This is a genomic window from Bradyrhizobium elkanii USDA 76, from assembly GCF_023278185.1.
Classification (GTDB): Bacteria; Pseudomonadota; Alphaproteobacteria; order Rhizobiales; family Xanthobacteraceae; genus Bradyrhizobium; species Bradyrhizobium elkanii.
In genome coordinates this window covers 7,859,229-7,881,903 of the sequence record NZ_CP066356.1, presented here as the reverse complement: position 1 = coordinate 7,881,903, position 22,675 = coordinate 7,859,229, and the positions used below count along the sequence as shown (strand labels likewise).

22 protein-coding genes are annotated in these 22,675 nt (G+C 65.0%); 9 read left to right on the top strand and 13 right to left on the bottom strand.

What is annotated here, in order from left to right; genetic code table 11:
- Positions 1-41: 41 nt before the first annotated feature.
- From JEY66_RS37315 to JEY66_RS37290, 6 genes are all read right to left on the bottom strand, one after another.
- Positions 42-1,529 (bottom strand): hypothetical protein, encoded by a 1,488-nt coding sequence (locus tag JEY66_RS37315; RefSeq protein WP_016846161.1) that lies wholly within the window; start codon positions 1,527-1,529, stop codon positions 42-44.
- A 124-nt stretch (positions 1,530-1,653) separates the two neighbouring features.
- On the bottom strand, positions 1,654-2,760 hold the full coding sequence (locus JEY66_RS37310) for a glycoside hydrolase family 5 protein (protein WP_016846160.1): 1,107 nt from the start codon (positions 2,758-2,760) through the stop codon (positions 1,654-1,656).
- Between the two features lie 269 nt (positions 2,761-3,029).
- The gene (locus JEY66_RS37305) at positions 3,030-3,977 is read right to left on the bottom strand and encodes a DUF5996 family protein (protein ID WP_016846159.1); all 948 of its coding nucleotides are present in this window, start codon (positions 3,975-3,977) and stop codon (positions 3,030-3,032) included.
- Positions 3,978-4,157: 180 nt separating this feature from the next.
- Positions 4,158-4,757: an NAD(P)H:quinone oxidoreductase gene (wrbA, locus tag JEY66_RS37300; protein WP_016846158.1), complete on the bottom strand. Its 600-nt coding sequence runs from the start codon at positions 4,755-4,757 to the stop codon at positions 4,158-4,160.
- Between the two features lie 143 nt (positions 4,758-4,900).
- Complete coding sequence (locus JEY66_RS37295; RefSeq protein ID WP_026192241.1) at positions 4,901-5,599, bottom strand: pirin family protein; 699 nt, start codon at positions 5,597-5,599, stop codon at positions 4,901-4,903.
- Positions 5,600-5,674: 75 nt separating this feature from the next.
- A complete protein-coding gene (locus tag JEY66_RS37290) occupies positions 5,675-6,427 on the bottom strand; it encodes an SDR family NAD(P)-dependent oxidoreductase (protein WP_018269756.1) in 753 nt (250 codons plus the stop codon).
- A 115-nt stretch (positions 6,428-6,542) separates the two neighbouring features.
- On the opposite strand from JEY66_RS37290, the gene JEY66_RS37285 reads away from it, so the two are divergent.
- The 4 genes from JEY66_RS37285 to JEY66_RS37270 all read left to right on the top strand — a co-directional run bounded on the left by JEY66_RS37285 (position 6,543) and on the right by JEY66_RS37270 (position 12,029).
- On the top strand, positions 6,543-7,457 hold the full coding sequence (locus JEY66_RS37285; RefSeq protein WP_016846155.1) for a LysR family transcriptional regulator: 915 nt from the start codon (positions 6,543-6,545) through the stop codon (positions 7,455-7,457).
- A 172-nt stretch (positions 7,458-7,629) separates the two neighbouring features.
- The gene (locus JEY66_RS37280) at positions 7,630-10,065 is read left to right on the top strand and encodes a Nal1-like putative serine protease (RefSeq protein WP_051110072.1); all 2,436 of its coding nucleotides are present in this window, start codon (positions 7,630-7,632) and stop codon (positions 10,063-10,065) included.
- A gap of 449 nt (positions 10,066-10,514) precedes the next feature.
- Positions 10,515-11,504: a tripartite tricarboxylate transporter substrate binding protein gene (locus tag JEY66_RS37275; RefSeq protein WP_016846153.1), complete on the top strand. Its 990-nt coding sequence runs from the start codon at positions 10,515-10,517 to the stop codon at positions 11,502-11,504.
- Between the two features lie 144 nt (positions 11,505-11,648).
- A complete protein-coding gene (locus tag JEY66_RS37270; protein ID WP_172648577.1) occupies positions 11,649-12,029 on the top strand; it encodes a hypothetical protein in 381 nt (126 codons plus the stop codon).
- Here the strand turns inward: JEY66_RS37270 and JEY66_RS37265 are convergent.
- Genes JEY66_RS37265 through JEY66_RS37250 form a run of 4 tightly spaced genes read right to left on the bottom strand, consistent with a single transcriptional unit; the run spans position 12,026 to position 15,008 of the window.
- Positions 12,026-12,499 carry a YbaK/EbsC family protein gene (locus JEY66_RS37265; RefSeq protein WP_016846151.1) on the bottom strand — a complete coding sequence of 158 codons (474 nt, stop codon included), beginning with the start codon at positions 12,497-12,499 and terminating at the stop codon, positions 12,026-12,028. The genes JEY66_RS37270 and JEY66_RS37265 overlap by 4 nt on opposite strands.
- 5 nt (positions 12,500-12,504) lie before the next feature.
- On the bottom strand, positions 12,505-13,248 hold the full coding sequence (locus JEY66_RS37260; RefSeq protein ID WP_018269757.1) for a haloacid dehalogenase type II: 744 nt from the start codon (positions 13,246-13,248) through the stop codon (positions 12,505-12,507).
- Positions 13,245-14,087: a dienelactone hydrolase family protein gene (locus JEY66_RS37255; RefSeq protein WP_016846149.1), complete on the bottom strand. Its 843-nt coding sequence runs from the start codon at positions 14,085-14,087 to the stop codon at positions 13,245-13,247. The genes JEY66_RS37260 and JEY66_RS37255 overlap by 4 nt, the downstream gene beginning before the upstream one ends.
- A 36-nt stretch (positions 14,088-14,123) precedes the next feature.
- On the bottom strand, positions 14,124-15,008 hold the full coding sequence (locus tag JEY66_RS37250; RefSeq protein ID WP_018269758.1) for a 4-hydroxyphenyl-beta-ketoacyl-CoA hydrolase: 885 nt from the start codon (positions 15,006-15,008) through the stop codon (positions 14,124-14,126).
- Positions 15,009-15,464: 456 nt separating this feature from the next.
- On the opposite strand from JEY66_RS37250, the gene ykgO reads away from it, so the two are divergent.
- Both ykgO and JEY66_RS37240 read left to right on the top strand, forming a co-directional pair.
- Complete coding sequence (gene ykgO, locus JEY66_RS37245; RefSeq protein WP_002718645.1) at positions 15,465-15,590, top strand: type B 50S ribosomal protein L36; 126 nt, start codon at positions 15,465-15,467, stop codon at positions 15,588-15,590.
- Positions 15,591-15,713: 123 nt separating this feature from the next.
- On the top strand, positions 15,714-16,382 hold the full coding sequence (locus JEY66_RS37240; protein WP_018269759.1) for a tetratricopeptide repeat protein: 669 nt from the start codon (positions 15,714-15,716) through the stop codon (positions 16,380-16,382).
- A gap of 96 nt (positions 16,383-16,478) precedes the next feature.
- Here JEY66_RS37240 and JEY66_RS37235 read toward each other — a convergent pair whose 3' ends face one another.
- Complete coding sequence (locus tag JEY66_RS37235) at positions 16,479-16,655, bottom strand: hypothetical protein (protein ID WP_018269760.1); 177 nt, start codon at positions 16,653-16,655, stop codon at positions 16,479-16,481.
- Positions 16,656-17,017: 362 nt separating this feature from the next.
- Here JEY66_RS37235 and JEY66_RS37230 point away from each other — a divergent pair, with 362 nt between their 5' ends.
- On the top strand, positions 17,018-17,980 hold the full coding sequence (locus tag JEY66_RS37230; RefSeq protein ID WP_018269761.1) for an alpha/beta fold hydrolase: 963 nt from the start codon (positions 17,018-17,020) through the stop codon (positions 17,978-17,980).
- Between the two features lie 110 nt (positions 17,981-18,090).
- On the top strand, positions 18,091-19,827 hold the full coding sequence (poxB, locus tag JEY66_RS37225) for a ubiquinone-dependent pyruvate dehydrogenase (RefSeq protein ID WP_018269762.1): 1,737 nt from the start codon (positions 18,091-18,093) through the stop codon (positions 19,825-19,827).
- A gap of 186 nt (positions 19,828-20,013) precedes the next feature.
- Here the strand turns inward: poxB and cycA are convergent, their stop codons facing one another.
- Positions 20,014-20,406: a cytochrome c-550 CycA gene (gene cycA / locus JEY66_RS37220; protein ID WP_018269764.1), complete on the bottom strand. Its 393-nt coding sequence runs from the start codon at positions 20,404-20,406 to the stop codon at positions 20,014-20,016.
- A 235-nt stretch (positions 20,407-20,641) separates the two neighbouring features.
- Between cycA and JEY66_RS37215 the strand changes: the two genes are divergently transcribed.
- The gene (locus JEY66_RS37215) at positions 20,642-22,135 is read left to right on the top strand and encodes an FAD-linked oxidase C-terminal domain-containing protein (protein WP_018269765.1); all 1,494 of its coding nucleotides are present in this window, start codon (positions 20,642-20,644) and stop codon (positions 22,133-22,135) included.
- On the opposite strand, the gene JEY66_RS37210 is transcribed toward JEY66_RS37215, so the two are convergent.
- Positions 22,132-22,545 (bottom strand): hypothetical protein, encoded by a 414-nt coding sequence (locus tag JEY66_RS37210; protein WP_018269766.1) that lies wholly within the window; start codon positions 22,543-22,545, stop codon positions 22,132-22,134. The two genes, JEY66_RS37215 and JEY66_RS37210, sit on opposite strands and share 4 nt — an antisense overlap.
- Between the last annotated feature and the right edge of the window lie 130 nt (positions 22,546-22,675).

The following is a 22,675-nucleotide window of genomic DNA, read 5'->3' as shown; positions in this document are numbered from 1 at the left end:
GGTTGAGCGGGGCCTCGGTCGCAATGCGATCGGGCCCCTCTTCATTGAGGAGCACTGTCGGTGGTAGAGACCTTCCGATCGTCGCCTTGCGTGCGCAGATGATGGCCGATCACGAGCCCGGTCAGGCACAGCAACAGCCCAAGTGCCGGCGGCGCAAACAGCGCCTCTTCCTGGAAGATGCCGTTCACCAGCACGACCATCGTGCCGAAGGCGGCGAGCCCTTGCATGAGAATTCCCGACGAGGCGTAGAGGCGCCAGGCCTTCAGCGCCATCGCCAGGAAGTAGCCGAGCGGCACCAGCGAGCCGATCCCCATCTGGTAGAGCAACACCCCGACGGCGCTCTCCACCGCGCCGTCCATCGTGCCGGCCGCCTGCGCGGCGTTCCAGTCGATCGAGAAGTAGCCTTCGGAGAGGTTGCCGCCGACGCCAAGTCCGCGGCCGATCGGGTTCTGCCGGAATCCATCCCAGCCGCCCATGAAGCCGATCACGTGGAAGTCGCCGATCTGGAGTCCGATATAGATCGCGGCAATGGCGTACAGCGCGAGCCCGACCAGCGCCACGGCAAGGGTGATGGTGGCGCCGAGCAGCCAGGTTGCCGTCCAGGCCAGGGCCACGAAGATGACCAGGATGAGCGCGCCTTTCACGCTACAGCAAATCAGCAGCGGGATCGCAGCAAGCGCCAGCCAGCGATATCCGACCGCGAACAGGAACAGGATGGAGAAGGCGATCCCGTAACCGAAGCTGATCGGGCTCATATTCGGTCCGAAGATACGCAGCAACGACGAGAGGCCGAGGTCCTCGAACAACGGGCTGTTGAGAAAGCTGAAACGGAAGCGATCGATCAGATCCACCGGCACCCTGCCGGTTGCGCGCATCTCGGCTTCCCAGGATCCGGAACGGGTCGCCTTCAGCTCGTCGAAATGCCAGAACGTGTAGCCGTTGGTGATGGAGAGCCAGAAATCGCGGAACAGCAGTTCGACATATCCGCAGACGATCAGCAGCGCGGCAACGGTCACCAGGAAGGGCGTGATGCGGATCTCGAAGGTTGCGGCCGTCAGCAGCGACAGCTGAAACAGAAACAGCGGCAGCGCAATGTTGCGCAGATAGACCAGGGCCGCGTGCGAATCCTGCGTGGCGCCGAGCAGGAAATACGCGGTCACGGTTGCGAGGGTGATCAACCCCCATTTCATGATCCGGTCGATCTCGGCGGAATGTTTGCGCTCGTGCAGCGCATAGAGCGCCAGCGTGACCAGCCACATCACCGCGCAGACCAGGAAATTGTAGCCCTTGACGAAATCCATCTCCTGCTCGGTCGTCATGTAGGACGACAGAATCGAGACGAAGAGGTTCTGGAAGAAGATGATGAAGATGGCGATCGACGGCGCGTAGGCCGGCACCGCGAGCACGATGGCGCAGCCGATCAGGCTTTCGACGACGATCGCGAGCCCGGCGTTGGCCGCCTGCATGATCGGTGCGAATGCGATCGATGCCACGGCGATGCCGAGTGCAGGAATCAGATCGCCGGCCAACAGCGGCCGCGGGGCTATCTCTGCTCGCACAGGCTCTGACCTAACGTGACCGGACGTGTGGGCGTGCCACACCAGCATCGTCGATCTAGCCGCGCATTGTGTAAGAACCGGTTAACCAGATGGGTCAGCGGGTGCCGAGCAGGGCCCGCAGCGCATCGCGGTCGGCCTTGCCGGTGACGGCGTCGGCGAGGCCGAAGCCCTGCGACAGCTCCCAATGGGTCCAGCCCCAGCATTCTTGCCGGGCGTAGGCCGTCACGCCGGCGAGCCAGCGCAGCCGGCTGTCGCGCGGCGCTCCGGCCTTGAGCACACCGAATTCGTTGATGATGATCGGCCGCGAATATTGCCGCTGCCAGGCGGCGGCAGGCTCGAGCCATTTGTCGATGCCGCGGTCGGGAATGGCGCGGTCCACCATCGCGAGTGCCTTGCGCTTGTCCAGCGCGGTGAGCTGCTCCCGCAGCTGTTGAACCCCGGGATCGTCGGCGCGGACCGGATAAGGCAATCCGGTGACGTCGTGCAGTGGCTCACTCGGATCCCAATGGGCCTGATGGGTGAACACCATCGGATCGTAGAAGTGGATGGCATAGACGACGTTCGGATCGTCGAGCGGCGTGAAGCCCGGCAGCGAATCCGCGCGCTGCCAGTTGACCGGCCCGGTGATCAGCGTGGTCTGCTGCAGCAGGCCGCGAATGAAGCCGGCCAGCTCGCGGACTTCGCCCTGCCATTGCACGGCCTCGACATCCGGCTCGTTCAACAGTTCCGCAAACACACGGTCGGACGGATAGCGCTGCATGACCGTTGCGAGCTCGGTCCAGGCGCGCTTCAGTTCGGTCATCGCACTGGTAGGATCGTCCTTGTGCAGCGCGTTGAAGCGCTCGCCGGAATGCAGGTCGATCGACACCGCATAACCGAGGCCGAGCAGGGTCTTGAGCGCCGCATCGACGGTGCGCAGGCGGCTGTCGATCTCCGCTTTCGCGGCGAAGCGCGGCATGACGAAGTCGGCGGGCACCGGCAGCCGGATGTGGGTCATGCCGGCCTTGCGCAGCTCGAGCAGCAGGCCGCGGGGCGGCGCCGACCGCGGATCGGCGATCCAGCCGTCGGCATTGACGCCGCGCGACAGCGCCTTGAGCCGGTCGGCCGGCACGCCTTCGATCAAGACGGGGCAGGCCCGCGCGGCGACCGACAGCAGAATGGACGCGCTGACCGCGAGGGCAAGGATCGATGGCCGCGTCATGACCGATCGGCGTGCGATGGTTGTCGCGGGATCGTGACGGGTTGCGGGGCGCTCACGAATATACTGCCTGTTGTGTTCGAGCCGGCCGGGGTCGCGGTGGCGTCGTCCGAAAGATAGCTCGGCCAAGCAACGATGCGGTAAAGACGTAACACGAAAATTTAACTTATCCGCCTTCGCCGACTGTCCACGAGAATCGCAAACGAACCGTTTGGTTACGACCGCGCCGTGCTGGCGCTGCGTCACTGTCCGAAACTCTCGGCGCGGCTGAACTAGATCCCTCGGACCACGCCCGGCTGGCCCGGTGCGCATTCCAGCGCAGCACGGTCCCAGTTCGCATTGATGGCCGCCGCCTCATAGCTCGATTGCAGGAATTCGAGCAACGCCTTGTCGGGGTCGGCAGCCGTCCGCACGGCATCGTAAGGCAGGATGAATTCGCCGAGCGCCTCGCTGAAGAAGGCGGCGTCGGGCCGCACCGGCGTGCCGCGATAGCCCGCGGGCTCCGGATAGGCGTAGGAATAGAACGCGGGATAATCGATCGCGCCGCCACCCGGCCAGAAGCCGGCGCTGCTGACCTCGTGCGAATAGGCCTCGTGCGCCACCTCGTCGGGCAAATGGGGCACGCCGCCGGGATGCCGCGGCGCGGTCCTGCCGGAAAACCGCGTCACCGCGAGATCGAAGCTGCCCCAGAAGAAATGCACCGGGCTCGCCTTGCCGAGAAAGCCGGTCCGGAATTGCTTGAACACGCGGTCGCAGTTCACAAGGATCTGGTGAAACCGGCGCACGGCATCGGCGTCATACGACGCATGCTGCGTATCCTGCGAGAACCGGATCGGGTCGGCGACTTCGTTCGGGATCTCGTCAATGGCGACGTCGATGCCGAGGTCCTTCAGATTGGTCATGACCGCCGCGTAGAAGCTCGCGACCGATTGACCGGCCAGCGCGAATTGCCGTTCGGTGCCGTCGCTGGTCGAGATGCGGAGCATGTGATCGATGAAATCGAAGTCGATCTCGAACGTGCGATCGCCGTCGGGGATCGGCGAGGTGGTCAGCCCGCGCGCCGTGACATAGAGCGTGACGTGCCAGGAGTGATTGAGCCAGGGCGACTTCGCCAGCCGGATCTTGCCGGCGATCTGGGTGAAGAGCTGGAGCGTGGCACAGCTGTCGCGCCACGCCGCGGTCGGCAGTTCCGGCCAGCGGGTCTTCTGTGTGTTGGTCATGACAAACCTCTGGGCTGCGCCGACAAGCTGCCTTGCGGCATACCACGAAAATGGTCCCGATGATTTCGGGAACCGGTGCTTCCAAAAACAGCGGACAGGCCGGCAATCGTCAGGGAGAGTGCCGCCCTGTCGCGCAAGAGTCCGGCCGGGTGTGAAACCCAGCCGGCTTCACCGTGCGGCTCAGCCGCGCAGCTTCTTCGCGGTCTCCGCGATCGCACGGCCCTGATAGCGGGCGCCGGCGAGTTCGTTCTCGCTCGGCTGGCGGCTGCCGTCGCCGCCGGTGATCGTGGTTGCGCCGTAGGGCGCGCCGCCGGTGACCTCGTCGAGCCTCATCTGTCCGGCAAAGCCATAGTTCAGACCGACCACCGTCATGCCGAAATGCAGGAGGTTGGTGATGATCGAGAACAGCGTGGTCTCCTGGCCGCCATGCTGGGTCGCGCTCGAGGTGAAGGCGCCGCCGACCTTGCCGTTGAGCGCGCCCTTGGCCCAGAGGCCGCCGGCCTGGTCGAGGAAGTTGGCCATCTGCGAGGCCATGCGGCCGAAGCGGGTACCGGTGCCGACGATGATCGCATCGTAGTTGGCGAGATCGTCGATCTTGGCGACCGGCGCGGCCTGGTCGAGCTTGTAGTGCGAGGCCTTGGCGACTTCGGCCGGCACCAGCTCGGGCACGCGCTTGATGTCGACGGTGACGCCGGCTTCGCGCGCGCCTTCCGCGACGGCATTCGCCATGGCTTCGATGTGACCGTAGGCGGAGTAATAGAGAACGAGAACCTTGGCCATGATGGCCTCCTTTGGGTGGGGGAGAGAAGTTGGGTTAGGGGTTGTCATTGCCGGGCTTGACCCGGCAATCCATCGTTCTCAGAGACTCTTCCGAAGGGGATGGATGCCCGGGTCAAGCCCGGGCATGACGCGTGGGGGTTGGATTACGCCGCGTCGACCAGCACGAGCTCGGCATCCTCGAGCGCGGTGATCTTCAGCTTGGCTTCATCGCGGATCGCGGCGCCGTCGCGCGCATTGACGCGCACGCCGTTGACCTCGATGCTGCCGGCCGCCGGCACCAGATAGAGGTGACGGGCCTTGTCGGCGGAATATTCCGCACTCTCGCCGGCCTTCAGCGTGGTGGCGAGCACTCGCGCATTGGCGCGGATCGGCAGCGCGTCGTCGTCGCCCTCGATACCCGAGGCGATGGTGACGAGTTTGCCGGAGCGGTCCGCCTTCGGGAACGGCTTCGAGCCCCAGGTCGGGTGGCCGCCCGTCGTCGTCGGCTCGATCCAGATCTGGAAGATCTTGGTCTTCGCCGGCTCCAGATTGTACTCGGAGTGACGGATGCCGCTGCCGGCGCTCATCACCTGGACGTCGCCGGCTTCGGTGCGTCCCTTGTTGCCGAGCGAATCCTGGTGCGTGATCGCGCCTTCGCGAACATAGGTGATGATCTCCATGTTGGCGTGCGGATGCGCCGGAAAGCCGGAGTTGGGCGCGATCTCGTCGTCATTCCACACACGCAGTGCGCCGTGGCTGACATTGTCGGGATCGTAGTAGCTCGCGAACGAGAAGTGGTGCTTGGCCTTCAGCCAGCCGTGGTCGGCGCCGCCAAGCTTTGCGAATGGTCTGAGTTCGATCATGGTCATTCCCCTTGATGTCGATGTTGAGGAGCGGGCCGGGCGCTCTGCGCCCGGCGTCTCCAGAAAATTTTGCGATCAGGCGCCGAAGCCGCCGTCGACGTTGAGCACGGTGCCGGTCACGAACGAGGCTTCCGGGCTTGCCAGGAACACGACGCCGGCGGCGACCTCCTCGGGGCGGCCGAAGCGCTGCAGCGCGTGCTGCAGGCGTTGCGTCTCGGCAAACTCGCCGCCGTCCTTCGGGTTCATGTCGGTGTCGATCGAGCCGGGCTGCACCACGTTCACCGTGATGCCGCGCGGTCCGAGGTCGCGCGCCGCGCCCTTGGTGTATCCGACGACGGCCGCCTTGGTGGCGACGTAGTCGGCAAGGCCCGGGAACGAGGCGCGGTCCGCCAGCATCGAGCCGACGGTGACGATGCGGCCGCCTTCACCCATCAGCCTGGAGGCGGCGCGGATCGCGGTGATCACGCCGTCGATGTTGATCGCCTCCTGCCGGGCGAGCGTCGCGGTGTCGGCCTTGGGATCGTCGACCGCGCCGCCCGATGCGACACCGGCGTTGTTGACCAGGATGTCGAGCCGGCCAAAATCCTTGGCGACGGTCTTCACCAGGTGATCGACATCCGAAGACGAGGCCTGGTCGGCCTTGTACGCGCGGGCGTTGACGCCCTTGCCCTTCAACTCGGCGACCACGGCCTCGGCCTTCTCGGGAGAGGCAACGTAGCTGATCGCGACGCTGGCACCTTCCGCGGCGAGTGCACGGGCGCTGGCCGCGCCGATGCCGCGCGAACCGCCGGTGACGAGGGCAACCTTGCCTGAGAGCTTCTTGGTCATTGGATTTCTCCATCGGTTGAATTTGTTGGCACTTGGATATGCCTCCGGCTGTGGTATAGAAATAGAAACTATTGAAACTCATTGTTTCCATTTTGAGCAATCAGGACAGCGGCCCATGTCGAAACTGCCGGACTTCGAGGCGCTCGCGATCTTCGCAAAAGTCGTGGAATTACGGTCATTTGCGGCCGCCGCGACCGAGCTCTCGCTGTCCAAGGCGACGGTGTCCAAGGCGGTCAGCCGGCTGGAGGAGCGGCTCGGCGCCCGGCTGTTCAACCGCACCTCGCGGCGGCTGGCGCTGACCGATGCCGGCCAGAAATTGTCGGAGCGCGCCGCGCGGCTGCTCGCCGATGGCGAGGCCGCCGAGAACGAGGCGTTGGCGCAATCGACCACGCCGCGTGGCCTGGTGCGGCTCGCGGTGCCGATGAGCTTCGGCATCAAGACGGTGGCGCCGCTGCTGCCGGAATTCATGGAGGCCTATCCGGAGGTTTCGATCGACCTGCATTTGAGCGACGCGACGGTCGACCTGATCGGCGAGGGCTTTGATGCCGGCCTGCGCATCGCGCGGCTGCCGGATTCCTCGCTGATCGCGCGGCGGCTGTGCGGCATGCCGCGCTACACGGTGGCCGCGCCGTCCTATCTGAAGCGCCACGGCCGGCCGACCCATCCGATGCATCTCGCCGAGCACAAATGCTTCGGCTACGCCTATCTCTCGACCCAGGGCGTCTGGCACTACACCAACGCGTCGGGCGAGCAGGCGAGCGTGCGTCCCGCCGGCCAGCTCCGGGTCAACAACGGCGAGGCGGTGATGCCCGCGCTGCTCGCGGGACTCGGCATCGCCGATCTGCCCGACTTCATCGTTGGCGATGCGATCGCGCGCGGCGAGGTCGAAGTGATCCTGAAAGGCTGGAAGCAGCCCGAGGGGGCCGTGCATCTCGTCACCCCGCCCGGCGGCCCGCGTCCCGCGCGCGTCGAGGTGCTGGCGGATTTCCTGGCCAAGCATTTCGCCAAAGGGCGCGCCCAGCGGAAATAGAAATCCGCACGCGGACCGGCGGAGGCACATCCGGCCCGCCCCGTCACATTCGTGTCATCCCTTTTAAATTGTATAACTTATGTGAACTAACCCATGATCGTGGGCTGCCGCGATCGTCTATTTCTGCGTCCTGAACCGGTGTTGCCGCAAAGCGCATTTTCGGAGGAACCAGATGATTGATCTGACCAAGCATGATTTCACGTCATTGTCGGTGAAGGACCTGCTCGATGCCCGCGAGGCCTATCACGTGCACCTGGCCCATCTGCAATCGGTCTACGCCACGGCGATCGGGCGCTATCTGATCCGCGACAACGATCGCAACGCGACGGAAAGAAAGGCGCACTCCAAACCGCAGGCGCTCGGTCCACGCACGCTGTTCAATTCGTCGGTCAAGGACTGGTCGTGGCCCTGCATCCTCGTCTTTGTCCGCGACTGGATGAAGCGCTCCGAGCTGAAGAACCATCCCGAGAAGCAGGATCAGCTGGTGCCTCCGTTCCTCTATCTGCCCGACGGTCGCGTCGTGCCCACCTGCGTCGTCAAGGTCGATCCGAACGAGGGCAGCCCCGGCACCATCGATCCGCCGGTGTTCAAGAGCGATCTGGTCGGCGGCGGCTTTCCGGCGCAGACCATGATCCAGGGCAAGATCCACCGTGGCTCGATCGGCTGTCTCGTCACCAATGGCGAGACGGTGTTCGCGCTCTCCAACCGTCACGTGGTCGGCGCCGCCGGCCGCGAGATCTTCGCCGGCTTCAAGAACACCGACCGCCGCCTCGGCGTCAGCGATGCGCTGCAACTCGGCAAGCGCGCCTTCAGCGAGGTCTATCCGGGCTGGCCGGGCTCGCGCGTGGTGGCCAATCTCGATGCCGGCCTGATCCGCGTCGATGACGTCAAGGGCTGGACCGCACAGGTTTACGGCGTCGGCCAGGTCGGCGACGTCGTCGATCTCAATGTCGGCACCTTCCGTCTCGACATCATCAACCAGCCGCTGATCGCGTTCGGTGCGACCAGCGGATTGATGAAGGGCAAGATCCTCGGCCTGTTCTATCGCTACAAGACCGTCGGCGGCATGGAATATGTCAGCGATTTCGTGATCGGCCCGCGCGACGGCGACACGCCGCTCAACAATTATCCGGGCGACTCCGGCACGGTCTGGTTCGTTGACGATCCGGACGCCAGGAGGAACGCCAGCGGCGCGCGGATCCTCAGTCCCCTGGCGCTCGAATGGGGCGGCCAGGAACTGTTCGGATCGAGCGGCAAGGTCCCGATGCAGGTTGCGCTCGGCATCTGCATGGCGACGCTGTGCCGCGAGCTCGATGTCGAATTGATCGGCGACTGGAACGCCGGCCACACCGAGTATTGGGGCGAATGGGGCCACGTCAAGATCGGCGCCTATGCGACCGGTCTGATCGATGCGAAGCTGCCCAAGCTCGCCATCATGATGGACGCCAATTCCGACAATATCGGCCTCGACGACAAGCTGCTCGCCGACCTCAAGCCACATCAGCGAGGCACGTTCTCGCCGTTGGCCGATGTCGCCGACCTGGTCTGGCGCTTCACCCGGCACACCGACGAAAGCAACCATTTCGCCGACATGGACAAGCCGGGCAGGGACGGCAAGACGCTGCTCGACCTTTGCGCGGAGTCGATGCGCAACGTCGATCCGAAGGTCTGGAACGACTATTACGAGGGGATCGGCGAGGACCGGCGCGGCGCGCTGCCGTTCCGGGTCTGGCAGATTTTCGACGAGATGGTCGAGTACGCCGCCGCCAACAAGAAGCTGGAATTTGTCTGCGCCGCGGGCATTGTCGCGCATTACATCGGCGATGCCTGCCAGCCGCTGCACATCTCTCAATTCCACCATGGCCTCGATCCGAACGACAAGGCGCACGCCAAGGTGCACAGCGTGTACGAGACCACGATGATCGGCCGCCACGGCAAGGATCTCATCAAGATGATCCCTGACGCCCGGACCAGCGACGTTGCCGAGATCGTCCTTGGCGGCACGCCGACCGGCCGCGACGCCGCGGTTGCCGTGGTCGCGCTGATGCAGCGGACCGTGAAGCGGCTGCCGCCGATGACCATCGTCAACCTGTTCAATTCGCATATGGGCAGCGGCCAGGTCGAGGCGCTGTGGTCGAAGCTGAAGGACGCCACCGCGGCCTGCATGCAGGACGGTGCCAAGACCCTGGCCCGGGTCTGGGAAGCGGCCTGGCGCGCCGGCGCGGGCGAAGATCGCGGGCAGGGCGGCAAGTTCGATCAGGATAGTTTGAGCAAGCTCTACAACGACCCGAGCTTCCTGCCGGCGTTCCCGCTCCAGCAGCTCACACTGGATGCCGACGACCACCTCGTTCCGATCGGAGGCAGCAGCACGCGGCGCCGCAGCGCGACAACCGCGCGACGCGCGCGTCCGCAAGCAGCGAAGAAGACCGCTAAGAAAGCTGCGAGGGAAACGGCCAGGAAGGCGCCGAAGAAGGCGGTGGCGCGCAAGCGGCCGGCCGCAGCAGCTCCAGTCCGACGCGCGGCCGCCAGCAGGAAGACCGCGACCAAGCGCGGCGCGGCCGGCAAGCGGTCGGTCGGAAAGACCCGCAAGGCGGCGCGCAAGCGTTAGAGCAAGGCGACTTACATCGCATCGCGCAGCGGACTCAGCTTTACCTCGCCCCCCGTGCGGGGAGAGGTATAGGCCGCCTTTGGCGGCCGTTCTCAAGAACGCCGAAGCGGAGCTTCGGCTACGACGCATCGTTAGATGCGTTCCGGGTGAGAGGGAGCCGCCACAAGTCCAACTGTCGCCATTTACGCGGAGGCAGCCCCTCACCCCAACCCTCTCCCCGTAAGAACGGGGAGAGGGAGCACAGCGCCGTCGTTATTCGATCGAATCTCAGCATGTACTCGGCCCGACCCGCCCGGCTCGATCTTCCCCATCGGTCAGTCCGCACCGGATACGGCAGCGGGACGCTTGAGATGCGCCTCTCGCTCCTGCACGATGCCAGCAAGCCGCGGCTCTGACCGCGGCATCGCGATCGGCTGCGATCGCCAAAAATGATTGGGGAGAAACACTCGATGAATCGCCGCGAACTCCTGCGCGCCGCTGCCGCATTGCCGCTTGCGCAGACAGCGCTCGCCAACTCCGCGTTTGCGCAAGGCGCCTATCCCAACCGCAACATCACGATGATCGTGCCGTTTCCGGCCGGCGGCCAGGCCGACCTTGCGGCGCGGCCGGTGGCGCTCGCGCTGGAGCGCATCCTCGGCAAACCCGTGATCGTCGACAATCGCGCCGGCGGAGCAGGCGGATCGATCGGCAATGCACAGGCCGCGCGCGCCGAGCCCGACGGCTACACGCTGCTGATGACGCTGTCCTCGCTCGCGGTGCTGCCGGAGGCCGACCGGCTGTTCGATCGTCCGGTGGCTTATGAGGTGTCGCAGTTCGCGCCGATCGCGCGCGTGCTCGCCGACCCGACGCTGCTGGCGGTGCCGGCCTCGGCGCCGTGGAAGTCGCTGCAGGAATTCGTCGACGACGCGAAGAAGCGCCCGGGACAGATCCCTTACGGCTCGTCCGGTCCGTACGGCACGCTGCATGTCGCGATGGAGATGTTCGCGGCAAGCGCGGGAATAAAGCTGCTGCACGTGCCGTTCCGCGGTGCAGGCCCGGCGCTCACCGCGCTGCTTTCCGGCACGGTGCAGGCATTGGCGTCGGCGCCGGGCACGCTCAAGCAGCAGGTCGAGGACGGCAAGATGCGCGTGCTCGCCAATTGGGGCGCCGAGCGGATCGCGAGCTTCCCCGATCTGCCGACCTTCAAGGAGCTCGGTTACAAGGACGTCGAGTTCTACATCTGGGCGGGATTGTTCGCGCAGTCAACGCTTCCGGTGCCGATCATGGACCGGCTGCGCGCGGCGATGGCCGATGCCGTGAAGGCGCCGGAGGTGATCAAGACCTTCGAAACCGCGGGCAGTCCGGTCGCCTATATGGACGCGCCGGCGTTCTCAAAATTTGTTGCAGACGACAGCGCGCGGTTGATCGCGGCGGTGAAAAAGATCGGCAAGGTCGAATAGGGATCTCCCCAGCGGGCAGACCCTCTTCACTTTTAGTTGTCCGCGCGAACGATCCTTGGCCGCATTCATTGGGCAGCTTTGGAGCAAATCGCGGCGCGGGAACCTGCGCGCGCGGGCCAGTATCTGGAACAACGGGAGCCCGACATGCGATCGCAGCGGATCGTCCTGAGCCTTGCCATAGCGATCGGCGGAGCTGCCACGGCAACGGCCGCGGTCGCCGAGGAGTATCGGGGAACCTGGGAACAGCAGATGGCGTGCACACCGGACGTGTGGCGGCTCTGCAGCGACCAGGTGCCCGACGTGCAGCGCATCGTGGCTTGCCTGCGGCAGAACACGCCGCAACTTTCCAACAATTGTCGTGCCGTGTTCGAATCGAACGCGCAACAGCAACAGACACAAGGCCGGGCTCAACAGCCGCAAATGCAGGGTCGTGCGCCGCAGCAGCCGCAGATGCAGCAGCGGCCGCGTGCACCGCAGCCGGTGCAGCCGGCGCCATCGCGGCCGCCGTTCGACGATGAGGATTAGTTCTCAGGTCTGACTTCGCAGACGTCGACCCATTCGGCCGCGGTCAGCTCCGCCATCCTGTCGGGCGTGATGCGGACTGCGCTGTGGGTCGAGCCCGCGGCCGGCACCACGACGTCGAATGCCTTCAGCGATACGTCGCAATAGACCGGAAGCGGCGTCTTCAGCCCGAACGGACAGACGCCGCCGACCTCGTGACCGGTGATGTCGGCGACCTCGTCGAGGCCGAGCATCTTCGGCTTGCCGCCGAACGCCGCCTTGACCTTCTTGTTGTCCATTCGTGACGTCCCGGCGGCGACAATCAGCACCACGCGGTCGCCGACCCGCAGGCTCAACGTCTTGGCGATCCGCGCCGGCTCGACGCCATAGGCTTCCGCCGCCAGCACGACGGTCGCGGAGCTCGTGGTGGATTCGATCACGGAGATTTCGGGCGCCTTCTCGGCGAAGAAGGCGCGGACGGACTCGAGGCTCATGCTGTTCAGGACCTTGCAGACACCAGGGCAGGAAGTTCGGAGAGACCGTGGATCCGGTGATCGGGCACGACGCCGAGCTCGTCCATCTGGGTACGCAGCGCCTTGAACATCGTCAATGGGGCGACCGTCTCGCTTTCGACGCAGGCCAGCGCCATCGCTTCCGGCGTCACCCGCTCGATCCATGCGACGTTGAGGCCGAACGACTTGGCACCGCAGGCGTCCCACGGATTGGAGGAAATGAACAGCACCTCCGCCGGCGGTACTTTCAGCACTTCCTCGATCAGCGTGTAGGCCTCGGGCGCCGGCTTGAACACCTTGTGGGCATCGACGCTGATGGTCGCATCGAGCATGCGGTCTAATCCTGAGTTGCGCACCAGCGCGTTCAGCATGTCGGGGCTGCCGTTGGAGAGGATCGCAAGCTTCTTGTCCTTCATCGCCTCGAGCGCGGCGACCGCATCCGGATACAGCGCCAGATGCTGATATTTGTCGATGATGCGGGCGAAGGTCGCCGCGTCATATTGCAGGCCGAGGCAGCGCAGCGTGTAGGCGAGGGAGTCGCGCGTTACGACGGCGAAATCCTGGTAGCGCCGCATCAGCGAACGCAGCCAGCTATATTCGAGCTGCTTGATGCGCCAGACCTGCGTGATGATGTCGCCGTAGCCGGGGAACGCATCCTCGGTGACGTCGGCCACCGACTGGACGTCGTAGAGCGTGCCGTAGGCGTCGAAGATGATTGCCTTGATGGTCATTGTGATCTCTCTTGCCCGCCGATTGTCGCATACAGGAATTTCCTGAGTGCGTCGATGGATTGATCCCTGGCCACCTCGTTGAATTCGAGGTGATGACCGAGCAGCTTCTGGGGCGCGCGGAATGACGGTACGTCGAAATCATGATAGGCGCCGGAATAGACGATGAGTTCGATCGGATACCCCAGCTCTTTCTGCCGTGAGATGCCGTAGTCATCGCGGCCTTCGGCCAGATTCCGGCACTCCTTGGCCGGGGTCCAGTCGTCGAGCTCGCCGACCATGATCAGCGTCGGCACCGTCATGTCGCCCTTGATGCTGAGGCAGGGCGGATAGAACGCGACGGCCGCACGGAATTTCTCCTTGGCGTTACGCTCGATCGCGCCGCGCTCGACCGAGAACAGGGCAAGCCACGCGCCTTGCGAGAACCCGATCACCGCGACGCGGGCAGGATCAACCGCCGATTGCCGCGCGAGGAAACTCAGCGCACGATAGGCGTCGTGGACGGTCGCAGCCGGCGGCCCGCTCGCGCAGGTGCTGGTGATGCCCCGTGGGCCGAACCGGTCGACCGTGAGGGTGACGTAGCCCCAGGCCGCCAGCCGCTTGCCCCAGCGCTCGTCGAGTTGCTTAAAAAAGCCGCCGCAGCCGTGCAGCAGCACCACGGCGGGCGAAGGGCCCGGTCCGTCGGGCAATCGCAGATAGCCCTGCAGCGGCTGCGCGCTTGCAAGCGGGCTCTCGAATTCGACGAAGGCGGGCGGTGGCTCGGCGCCGGCTGCGCAGGCAAGCTCCGCGCTTCCGATCAGAAGTGTGGCGAGGGATGCGGCAAGTCCGGCGAAGTTCGTCATGAACCACCTCCGAAGCTTGCCGCCGACAATACTCCCTTAGATCCCCAAAATCTTGCGCGCGTTGGCCTTCATGACCTTCGGCCGGATCTCCTCGCGGATGTCGAGCTTGGCGAAGTCGGCGAGCCAGCGGTCCGGCGTGATCACCGGCCAGTCGGAGCCGAACAGCATCTTGTCCTGCAGGATCGAGTTGATGTAGCGCACCAGGATCGGCGGGAAGTATTTCGGCGACCAGCCGGAGAGGTCGATATAGACGTTCGGCTTGTGGGTCGCGACCGACAGCGCCTCTTCCTGCCACGGGAAGGAGGGATGCGCGAGGATGATCTTGAGGTCGGGGAAATCGGCCGCGACGTCGTCCATGTACATCGGGTTGGAATATTTCAGCCGCATCCCCATGCCGCCCGGCATGCCTGAGCCGACGCCGGTCTGGCCGGTGTGGAACAGCGCGATCGCGCCGCCGTCATTGATGGCTTCATAGAGCGGATAGGCCATGCGGTCGTTGGCGTAGAAGCCCTGCATGGTCGGATGGAATTTGAAGCCGCGGACGCCGTATTCCTCGATCAGCTTGCGTGCCTCGCGTACGCCGAGCTTGCCCTTGTGCGGATCGATCGAGACGAACGGGATCAGCACGTCGAGATGGTCGGAGGCGACCTCGAGCATTTCGTAATTGTTGTAGCGGCGGAAGCCGGTCTCGCGCTCGGCGTCGACCGGGAAGATCACCGCGGCGATGTTCTTGGCGCGGTAATAGGCCGCGGTCTCCGGCACGGTCGGCGGATGCTTGTGCGGCGACTTGAAATAGTCGGCCATCTGCGCCTGGAAGTCGTCATAGCCGTCGTCGCCATGCATGCCGCACGGCTCCTCGGCATGGGTGTGGATGTCGATCGCGGTGACCTTTTCGATGTCGGGCAGTTTGAGCTTGGGCATTGCGCTTCCCCGGCGGCGTGTCATTGGTGATGGAAAATAATTATATGATATAACGATTTTCGCAAGCGCCGAGGAGTTGAAGAACTATGGCCGCGCACCGATCAATCCGGCGCGAGGTCTGGTCGAGGCGGGCGCGAGGAGGACGAAAACGCGATTCGGCGGTCGTGACGCTGTCGTCAAAGGGAGACGGCGGGTCGCCTCGATGGCCCGGATAATTGCGGCTGTCGTCGTTTCCGAAGCGATCTCAAGGGCGTGGCACGATGCCCCAAGCGGGTTCCAGGCCAGGCCAGTCCCGAAAATCGGCCCGTCTCGGTTGACATTTAACGGTCCGATGGCTTAGAACGCGGCCGTCCCGGGCGGCAGGCCGCTTGTCGGGATAAATCCCATTTTGCCAAATATTGGCATTGATCAGGTACGGCCTCCAACACGGGCCTTTCGAAGTAACAGGATTGTCCCATGAAGGTCCGTAACTCGCTCAAGTCGCTGCGCGGCCGCCATCGCAACAACCGTCTGGTTCGTCGCAAGGGCCGCGTCTATGTGATCAACAAGGTCCAGCGCCGCTTCAAGGCGCGCCAGGGCTGATCCGCTAACGCTGATCGACAAGGCTGATCCCGCCCGGATCGCCGGCCGATTCCGATCCTTCCTTCACAGGTCTTTGACGCCGCGCTGCTTTGCAGTGCGGCGTTGTGCGTCTAGACTTCGGCCATGGGATTAAAGCTCGGATTCAAGTTCCTGGGGCCCGCCAACCGCCGGCTGGCGATCCTGATCGCCGCGCTTCTGGCCATGCCTGTTGCAGCCGTCGCGCAGGACGATCCGCGGGTGGTCCCGTCGCCCAAGGCCCAGAAAAAACTACCTGAAGCGCCGACCAAGCTGCCGAAGGTGCCGGCCGACCGCAGCCGCGGACTGGATTTCCTGTTCGGCGCGCTGAAGGCCGCGCCCGACGAGGACAGCGCCCGCCATGTCGAGGCGCGGATCTGGGCGCTGTGGCTGCAAACCCCGAGCGATACCGCGGCGCTGTTGATGGTGCGCGCCAAGGCGGCGATCGACGCCCAGAATGTCGATGTCGCGCTGAAGCTGCTGGACGCGGTGATCAAGCTCCGCCCCGACTATGTCGAGGCCTGGAACCGGCGTGCGACGATCTACTATTTGAAGAACGACTACGTTCGTTCGCTGGGAGACCTGCAGCAGGTGCTGACCCGCGAACCCCGCCATTTCGGCGCGCTGGCGGGCGTCGGCATGATCATGCAGGACATGGGCGACGACAAGCGTGCGCTCGACGCCTTCCGCAAGGCGCTGGCTGTCGATCCCTACCTCGAGAAGGTGCCGCAGATCGTCAAGCAGCTGACCGAAAAGGTCGAAGGCCGCGATATCTGATTGCGTGCGATTGATCGCGATCGTGGGGCGATGGCCGCGAATGGGCACGTTGCTCGCGAGCCTGATGCCTGCTCGCGATACGGTCCGGCGCAGAGGCTAGTGCAAGAACTTGCCGCGGGACGCGGTGTCCTGGGCTACGGCAGCATAGAATTGCTGAAGCTCCGCCTCCAGGTGCTCATTCACCAGCAACAGTGCCTTCAGGGCGCCGCGCAGGTCGCCATTGCAGCTCGCCACGATCTGATCGATGGCCGCATCGCTAGGGTCGGAAATCATGGTACTCCTCCGATTACTTCCCGTTGAACTCGTCATGCGGACGCGGGTTCCTGTGGATACTGTGTACAAGCCAGGAAGCGTTCCAGTAGCGTCCCGGTTTCGATGAAGCCTCGCACCTGATGGCGAAAATGCCACCGCCAATCTATGAAATTACTAATGACGCAGGTATGAACCCGCTATCCACAGGCTGGGCGCATTGTGGACAACTCCTCCGCGCCGGGGCGCGAGCCGGAAAATCGACAATTGGCTTTTCGAACAAGAGCATGCCCGGACAAGGGGCACATCCGCGCGAAACCTGATTTCGGCTACGTCGTAATTGTCAGGTGCCCAATCAGGCGCCTAAGACCTTTCGGATCCCCTCGATGTTGACTGCGATCATTGCGCTGGCGGCCGCCGGGCTGGCGCTGGCCCTGGCGACACAGCTCGGCGCCCTGCTGATCCAGCGCGCCTTCCCGCCGCAGGGGCGAATGATCGATGTGGCCGGGGCGCGGCTGCATGTGGTCGAACTCGGCCCGCGCGACGCGGTCGGGCCGTCGGTCGTGATGCTGCATGGTGCAAGCTCCAATCTGCGCGCGATGCAGCCGCTCGGCGATCGCATTGCCAAAGCGCGCCGGGTGATCCTGATCGACCGGCCGGGTCACGGCTGGAGCACGCGCGCGCGCGTCGCGGATTCGACGCCCGCGATCCAGGGCCGGATGATCGTGGAGGCGCTGACGAGGCTCGGCGTCGAGCGGGCGATCGTGGTGGCGCATTCCTGGGCCGGCGCGCTCGCCTTGCGCATTGCGCTGGATGATCCGGACCGCGTCGCCGGCCTCGTGCTGCTCGCCCCTGTCGCCTATCCGTGGCGCGGCGGCGCCGGACGCTACAATGACGTGATCGCGACGCCGCTGATCGGGCCGCCGCTTGCGCACACGATCACGCTGCCGCTCGGTCTCCTCGTTGCCAGTTCGGCTGCGCGCGGCGTGTTCGCGCCGCAGCCGATACCGGCTGACTTCGTCCACGACAGCGAGGCATTGCTGCTGCTGCGTCCACATGAGTTCATCGCCAATGCGCGCGACCTCGTCACGCTGAAGGCCGCCGTCGTCGAACAGGCCCCGCGCTATGCCGAGATCAGGGCGCCGCTGTCGATCATTTCGGGCGACGTCGACAAGACGGTCTCGACCGGCATCCATTCGCGGCCGCTCGCCGCGTCAGTGCCGAGCGCGAAACTGATCGTGCTGCCGGGTGTCGGCCACATGGTGCAGTACGTCGCGCCCGATCTCGTGGCGTCCGAGATCGAGACGATGGCCGGCCTGATGGTGCGGGACGTGGTGACGGCGCAATAGCTGCCGCGCCTTTGCGCCGCGCGAATGTGATCCGGCAAGGCTTGCGCCGCCGTGTGGCGCCGAACATCATGCGGCTCACCGGTTTTGGATTGCAGCAAAGGACACGTCTCATGCGGATCGACAACATTGCCGACCTCATCGCTGAAACCCTTGCCCAGGCCGGCGTCAAGCGCATCTACGGCGTCGTCGGCGACAGCCTCAATGGCCTGACCGAGGCGCTGCGCAAGCGCGGCACGATCGATTGGCTGCATGTGCGTCACGAGGAGGTGGCCGCGTTCGCCGCCGCCGCCGAATCCCAGATCACGGGCGCGCTCGCGGTGTGCGCCGGCTCCTGCGGCCCGGGCAACCTCCACCTCATCAACGGCCTGTTCGACGCGCATCGCAGCCGCACGCCCGTGCTGGCGCTGGCGGCGCAGATCCCGTCGGCCGAGATCGGCGGCGGCTATTTCCAGGAAACCCATCCGCAGGACCTGTTTCGCGAATGCAGCCATTATTGCGAACTGGTGTCGGATCCGGCGCAACTGCCCTACATGCTGGAGAACGCGATCCGCGCCGCGGTCGGCAAGCGCGGCGTTGCCGTGTTGGTGCTGCCCGGCGACGTTGCGATGCGGACGGCGCCGAAGCGCGACATCGCACCGAACGCCGGCCTGCTGCCGCCGGCGCCGGTGGTGCGTCCGGCCGAACCTGAGTTGAATGCGCTGGCGGCGCTGCTCAATGGCGCGCGGCGCGTCACGCTGTTTTGCGGCCGCGGCTGCGCCGGCGCGCATGACGGCTTGATCAAGCTTGCCGAGACGCTGAAGAGCCCGATCGTGCACGCGCTCGGCGGCAAGGAATATGTCGAATACGACAACCCCTACGACGTCGGCATGACCGGCTTCATCGGCTTTTCCTCCGGCTATGCCGCGATGCATGGCTGCGACGTGCTGCTGATGCTGGGCACCGATTTTCCCTACAAGCAGTTCTTCCCGACCGGTATCAACATCGCGCAGGTCGATATCCGCCCCGAAAATCTCGGCCGCCGCTGCAAGCTCGATCTCGGCATCGTCGGCGACGTCGGCGAGACCATCGCCGCGCTGTTGCCGAAGCTCCATGTGAAGACCGACCGCAAGCATCTCGATGCCAGCCTCGCGCATTACAAGGACGCCCGCGCCGGGCTCGACGATCTCGCCCGCGGCAAGCCGGGCCAAAAGCCGATCCATCCGCAATATCTGGCGCGGCTGCTCAGCGAGCAGGCGAGCGAGGATGCGGTATTCACCGCCGACGTCGGCACGCCGACGATCTGGGCCGCGCGCTATCTGAGAATGAACGGCCGCCGCCGGCTGGTCGGCTCCTGGGTCCATGGCTCAATGGCCAATGCGATGGCGCATGCGATCGGGGCGCAGGCGGCGCAGCCCGGCCGGCAGGTGGTGTCAATGTCCGGCGACGGCGGCTTCGCCATGCTGATGGGGGATTTGATCACGCTGACGCAGGCGAAGCTGCCGGTGAAGGTCGTGATCTTCAACAACAGCGTGCTCGGCTTCGTCGCGCTGGAGATGAAGGCCGCCGGCTTCATCGAGACCGGGGTCGATCTGAAGAATCCGGATTTCGCGGCGATGGCCCGCGCCATGGGCATTCACGGCGTCAGGGTGGAGGATCCCGGCGAGCTCGAGGGCGCGATCCGCGACGTGCTCGCGCATGACGGCCCGGCCGTGCTCGACGTCGTGACCGCGACGCAGGAGCTGTCGATGCCGCCGACCATTACGCTTGAGCAGGTGAAGGGATTCAGCCTTTGGGTGCTGCGCGCGGTGATGAGCGGCCGCGGCGACGAGGTCGTCGATCTCGCCAAGACCAATCTGTTGCCGCGCTGATCGCGGCGGCCGGGCATGATCCGGAACCGGGTGGCGATTTTCCCTCGCGACAAACGCGGGACGCTTTGCGCGGAGATCATGCTCAAATCGGAGAGCCAGAAGGGGATGGCGTTTCGAAGAAAAGCCATCCCCTTCTGACGTCCGCCCTGGCATTGGCGCCGGGCGGACGGCGACCGATACCGCCGATTACTTCTGCTTGCCGTCCTTGTCGAACGAGGAGACATAGGCCCAGAGGTTGTTGGCCTCGTTCTCGTTCTTGATGCCGGCGAATGCCATCTTGGTGCCGGGGATCTTGGCCTTCGGATCCTTGATGTATTCGAGGAAGGTTTCCTTGTTCCAGGTGATGCCGGAATTCTTGTTGGCATCGGAATAATTGTAGTCCGGCGCGGAGCCGGAATGGCGGCCGTCGAGGCCGTTGAGCTCGGGGCCGACCTTGTTCTTGGCGCCTTCGCCGATTGCGTGGCAGGCGAGGCATTTATTGAACGAGGTCTTGCCGGCGGCGGCATCCTGCGCCAGCGCGGAGGATGCAGAAGCCAGCGATGTGACGACCGCCAGCGCGCTCAAGGTCTTTAGGTTCATGGGGTTCTCTTCGTTTCGTCCCGGGAGGTAGTGATCGTTTGTGGCATGTCCGGCTTGGACAGGACAAGCCACGAAACTTTGACAGGTTTCGAGGCCGCCCGCTTGTCCGAGAGAGAACTCGCCATTGCGGGGTGGGGCAATCCGACCTTCGGCCGGTGCACTGAAACAGGTGCAGACGTGATTGATTTGTCGTAACAAATCGGCGAAGGGCAAAAGCCCAGCCGAGGGAACAACGATGTCCATCATGATGCCGGCGGCCGACCAGGCCGTCCTCGCTCGCCGTGCCGAAATCGCGGCCGCCTTGCGCGCAATCGTCCCGGGCGAGGGCGTGATCGACAGCGCCGCCGAGATGCTGGCCTATGAATCCGACGGCCTGACCGCCTATCGGCAGCCGCCGATGGTCGTGGTGCTGCCCGATACCACCGAGCAGGTGTCGAAGGTCCTCAAATATTGCCAGGGCCAGGGCATCAAGGTGGTGCCGCGCGGCTCCGGCACCTCGCTGTCCGGCGGCGCGCTGCCGCTTGCCGACGGCGTGCTGCTCGGGCTCGGCAAGTTCAAGCGGATTCGCGAGATCGACTTCGACAACCGCGTCGTGGTCACCGAGCCCGGCGTCACCAACCTCGCGATCAGCCAGGCGGTCGCGCATGCCGGCTTTTATTACGCGCCCGATCCGTCGTCGCAGATCGCCTGCTCGATCGGCGGCAATGTCGCGGAAAATTCCGGCGGCGTGCACTGCCTGAAATACGGCATGACCACCAACAACGTGCTCGGCTGCGAGATCGTGCTGATGAGTGGCGAGATCCTGCGCATCGGCGGCAAGTCGGCCGAGAATGCCGGCTATGATTTGATGGGAATCATCACCGGCTCGGAAGGGTTGCTCGGCGTCATCACCGAGATCACCGTGCGCATCCTGCAGAAGCCGGAGACGGCGCGTGCGCTGATGGTCGGCTTCGCCGAGGTCGAGGCGGCCGGCGAATGCGTCGCGCGGATCATCGGCGCCGGCATCATCCCGGGCGGCATGGAGATGATGGACAAGCCCGCGATCCACGCCGCGGAGGCGTTCGTTCACGCCGGCTATCCGCTCGACGTCGAGGCGCTGTTGATCATCGAGCTCGACGGCCCTCAGGTCGAGGTCGACGAGCTGATCAAGCGGGTCGAGGCGATCGCGCAAGGCTGCGGCTCGACCTCCTGCCAGATCTCGACCTCGGAGGCCGAGCGCAATCTGTTCTGGGCCGGCCGCAAGGCGGCGTTCCCGGCGGTCGGGCGGATCTCGCCGGACTACCTCTGCATGGACGGCACCATCCCGCGCGGCGCCTTGCCGAAGGCCCTGGCGCGGATCCGCGACCTCTCGGAGAAATACGGCCTCGGCGTCGCCAACGTGTTCCACGCCGGCGACGGCAATCTGCACCCCTTGATCCTCTACGATGCCAACAAGCCGGGCGAGATCGAGAAGGCGGAGGCGTTCGGCGCCGACATCCTGCGCTGCTGCGTCGAGCTCGGCGGCGTGCTCACCGGCGAGCACGGCGTCGGCATCGAGAAGCGCGACCTGATGCCGGACATGTTCACCGAGATCGACCTCAACCAGCAGCAGCGGCTGAAATGCGCTTTCGATGCCGAGGGCCTGCTCAACCCCGGCAAGGTGTTTCCGACCCTGCACCGCTGCGCCGAGCTCGGCCGTGTCCATGTCCACGCCGGCAAGCTGGCTTTCCCGGATATTCCGCGGTTCTAGTACCGTCTGAGCAGCCCCGACGCCGCGCCGCTCTCGCCATAGGCGGCGCAGGCCCCTTCCGGGTCTGTGATCAACGCCGCCCGGACCAGCTTGAAGGTCTTGCCGGCTGCTTCGGACACCTCGGGGCGGAATTTGCGCGGATCGTAGTCATTGCCGTCGTGAGCCTTGATGGCCGCGTCGAACGCATTGATCATGGCCATCGCGGCGTCGGGGCTGCCGAGAAGTCTGGCGCCCGTTTGAACGCCGCCGGCACCATTGGCCTCATAGCCGGTGCAGCGTTGTTCGAGCACCGCGGCTGCGGTTGCGAGCTGGTCGAGGAACGTCGCCTCGGCGTCGCTGAGCATGGCGGCGCGCGCCTGTCCTGACGCGATCATCGCGAGCAGCGCGATGGCTATCGGTTTGATGTGCATCGTGGTGGTTTCTCCTGGCGGAGCCGCGATCAAATCCACGGTTGCCGAATGACGATAACAAGTCTGCTTCCAGGGCATCAGGAGCCACGTCAGCTGTTGGCCCCGAGGCCAACATGCGTGAGCGTGCGCC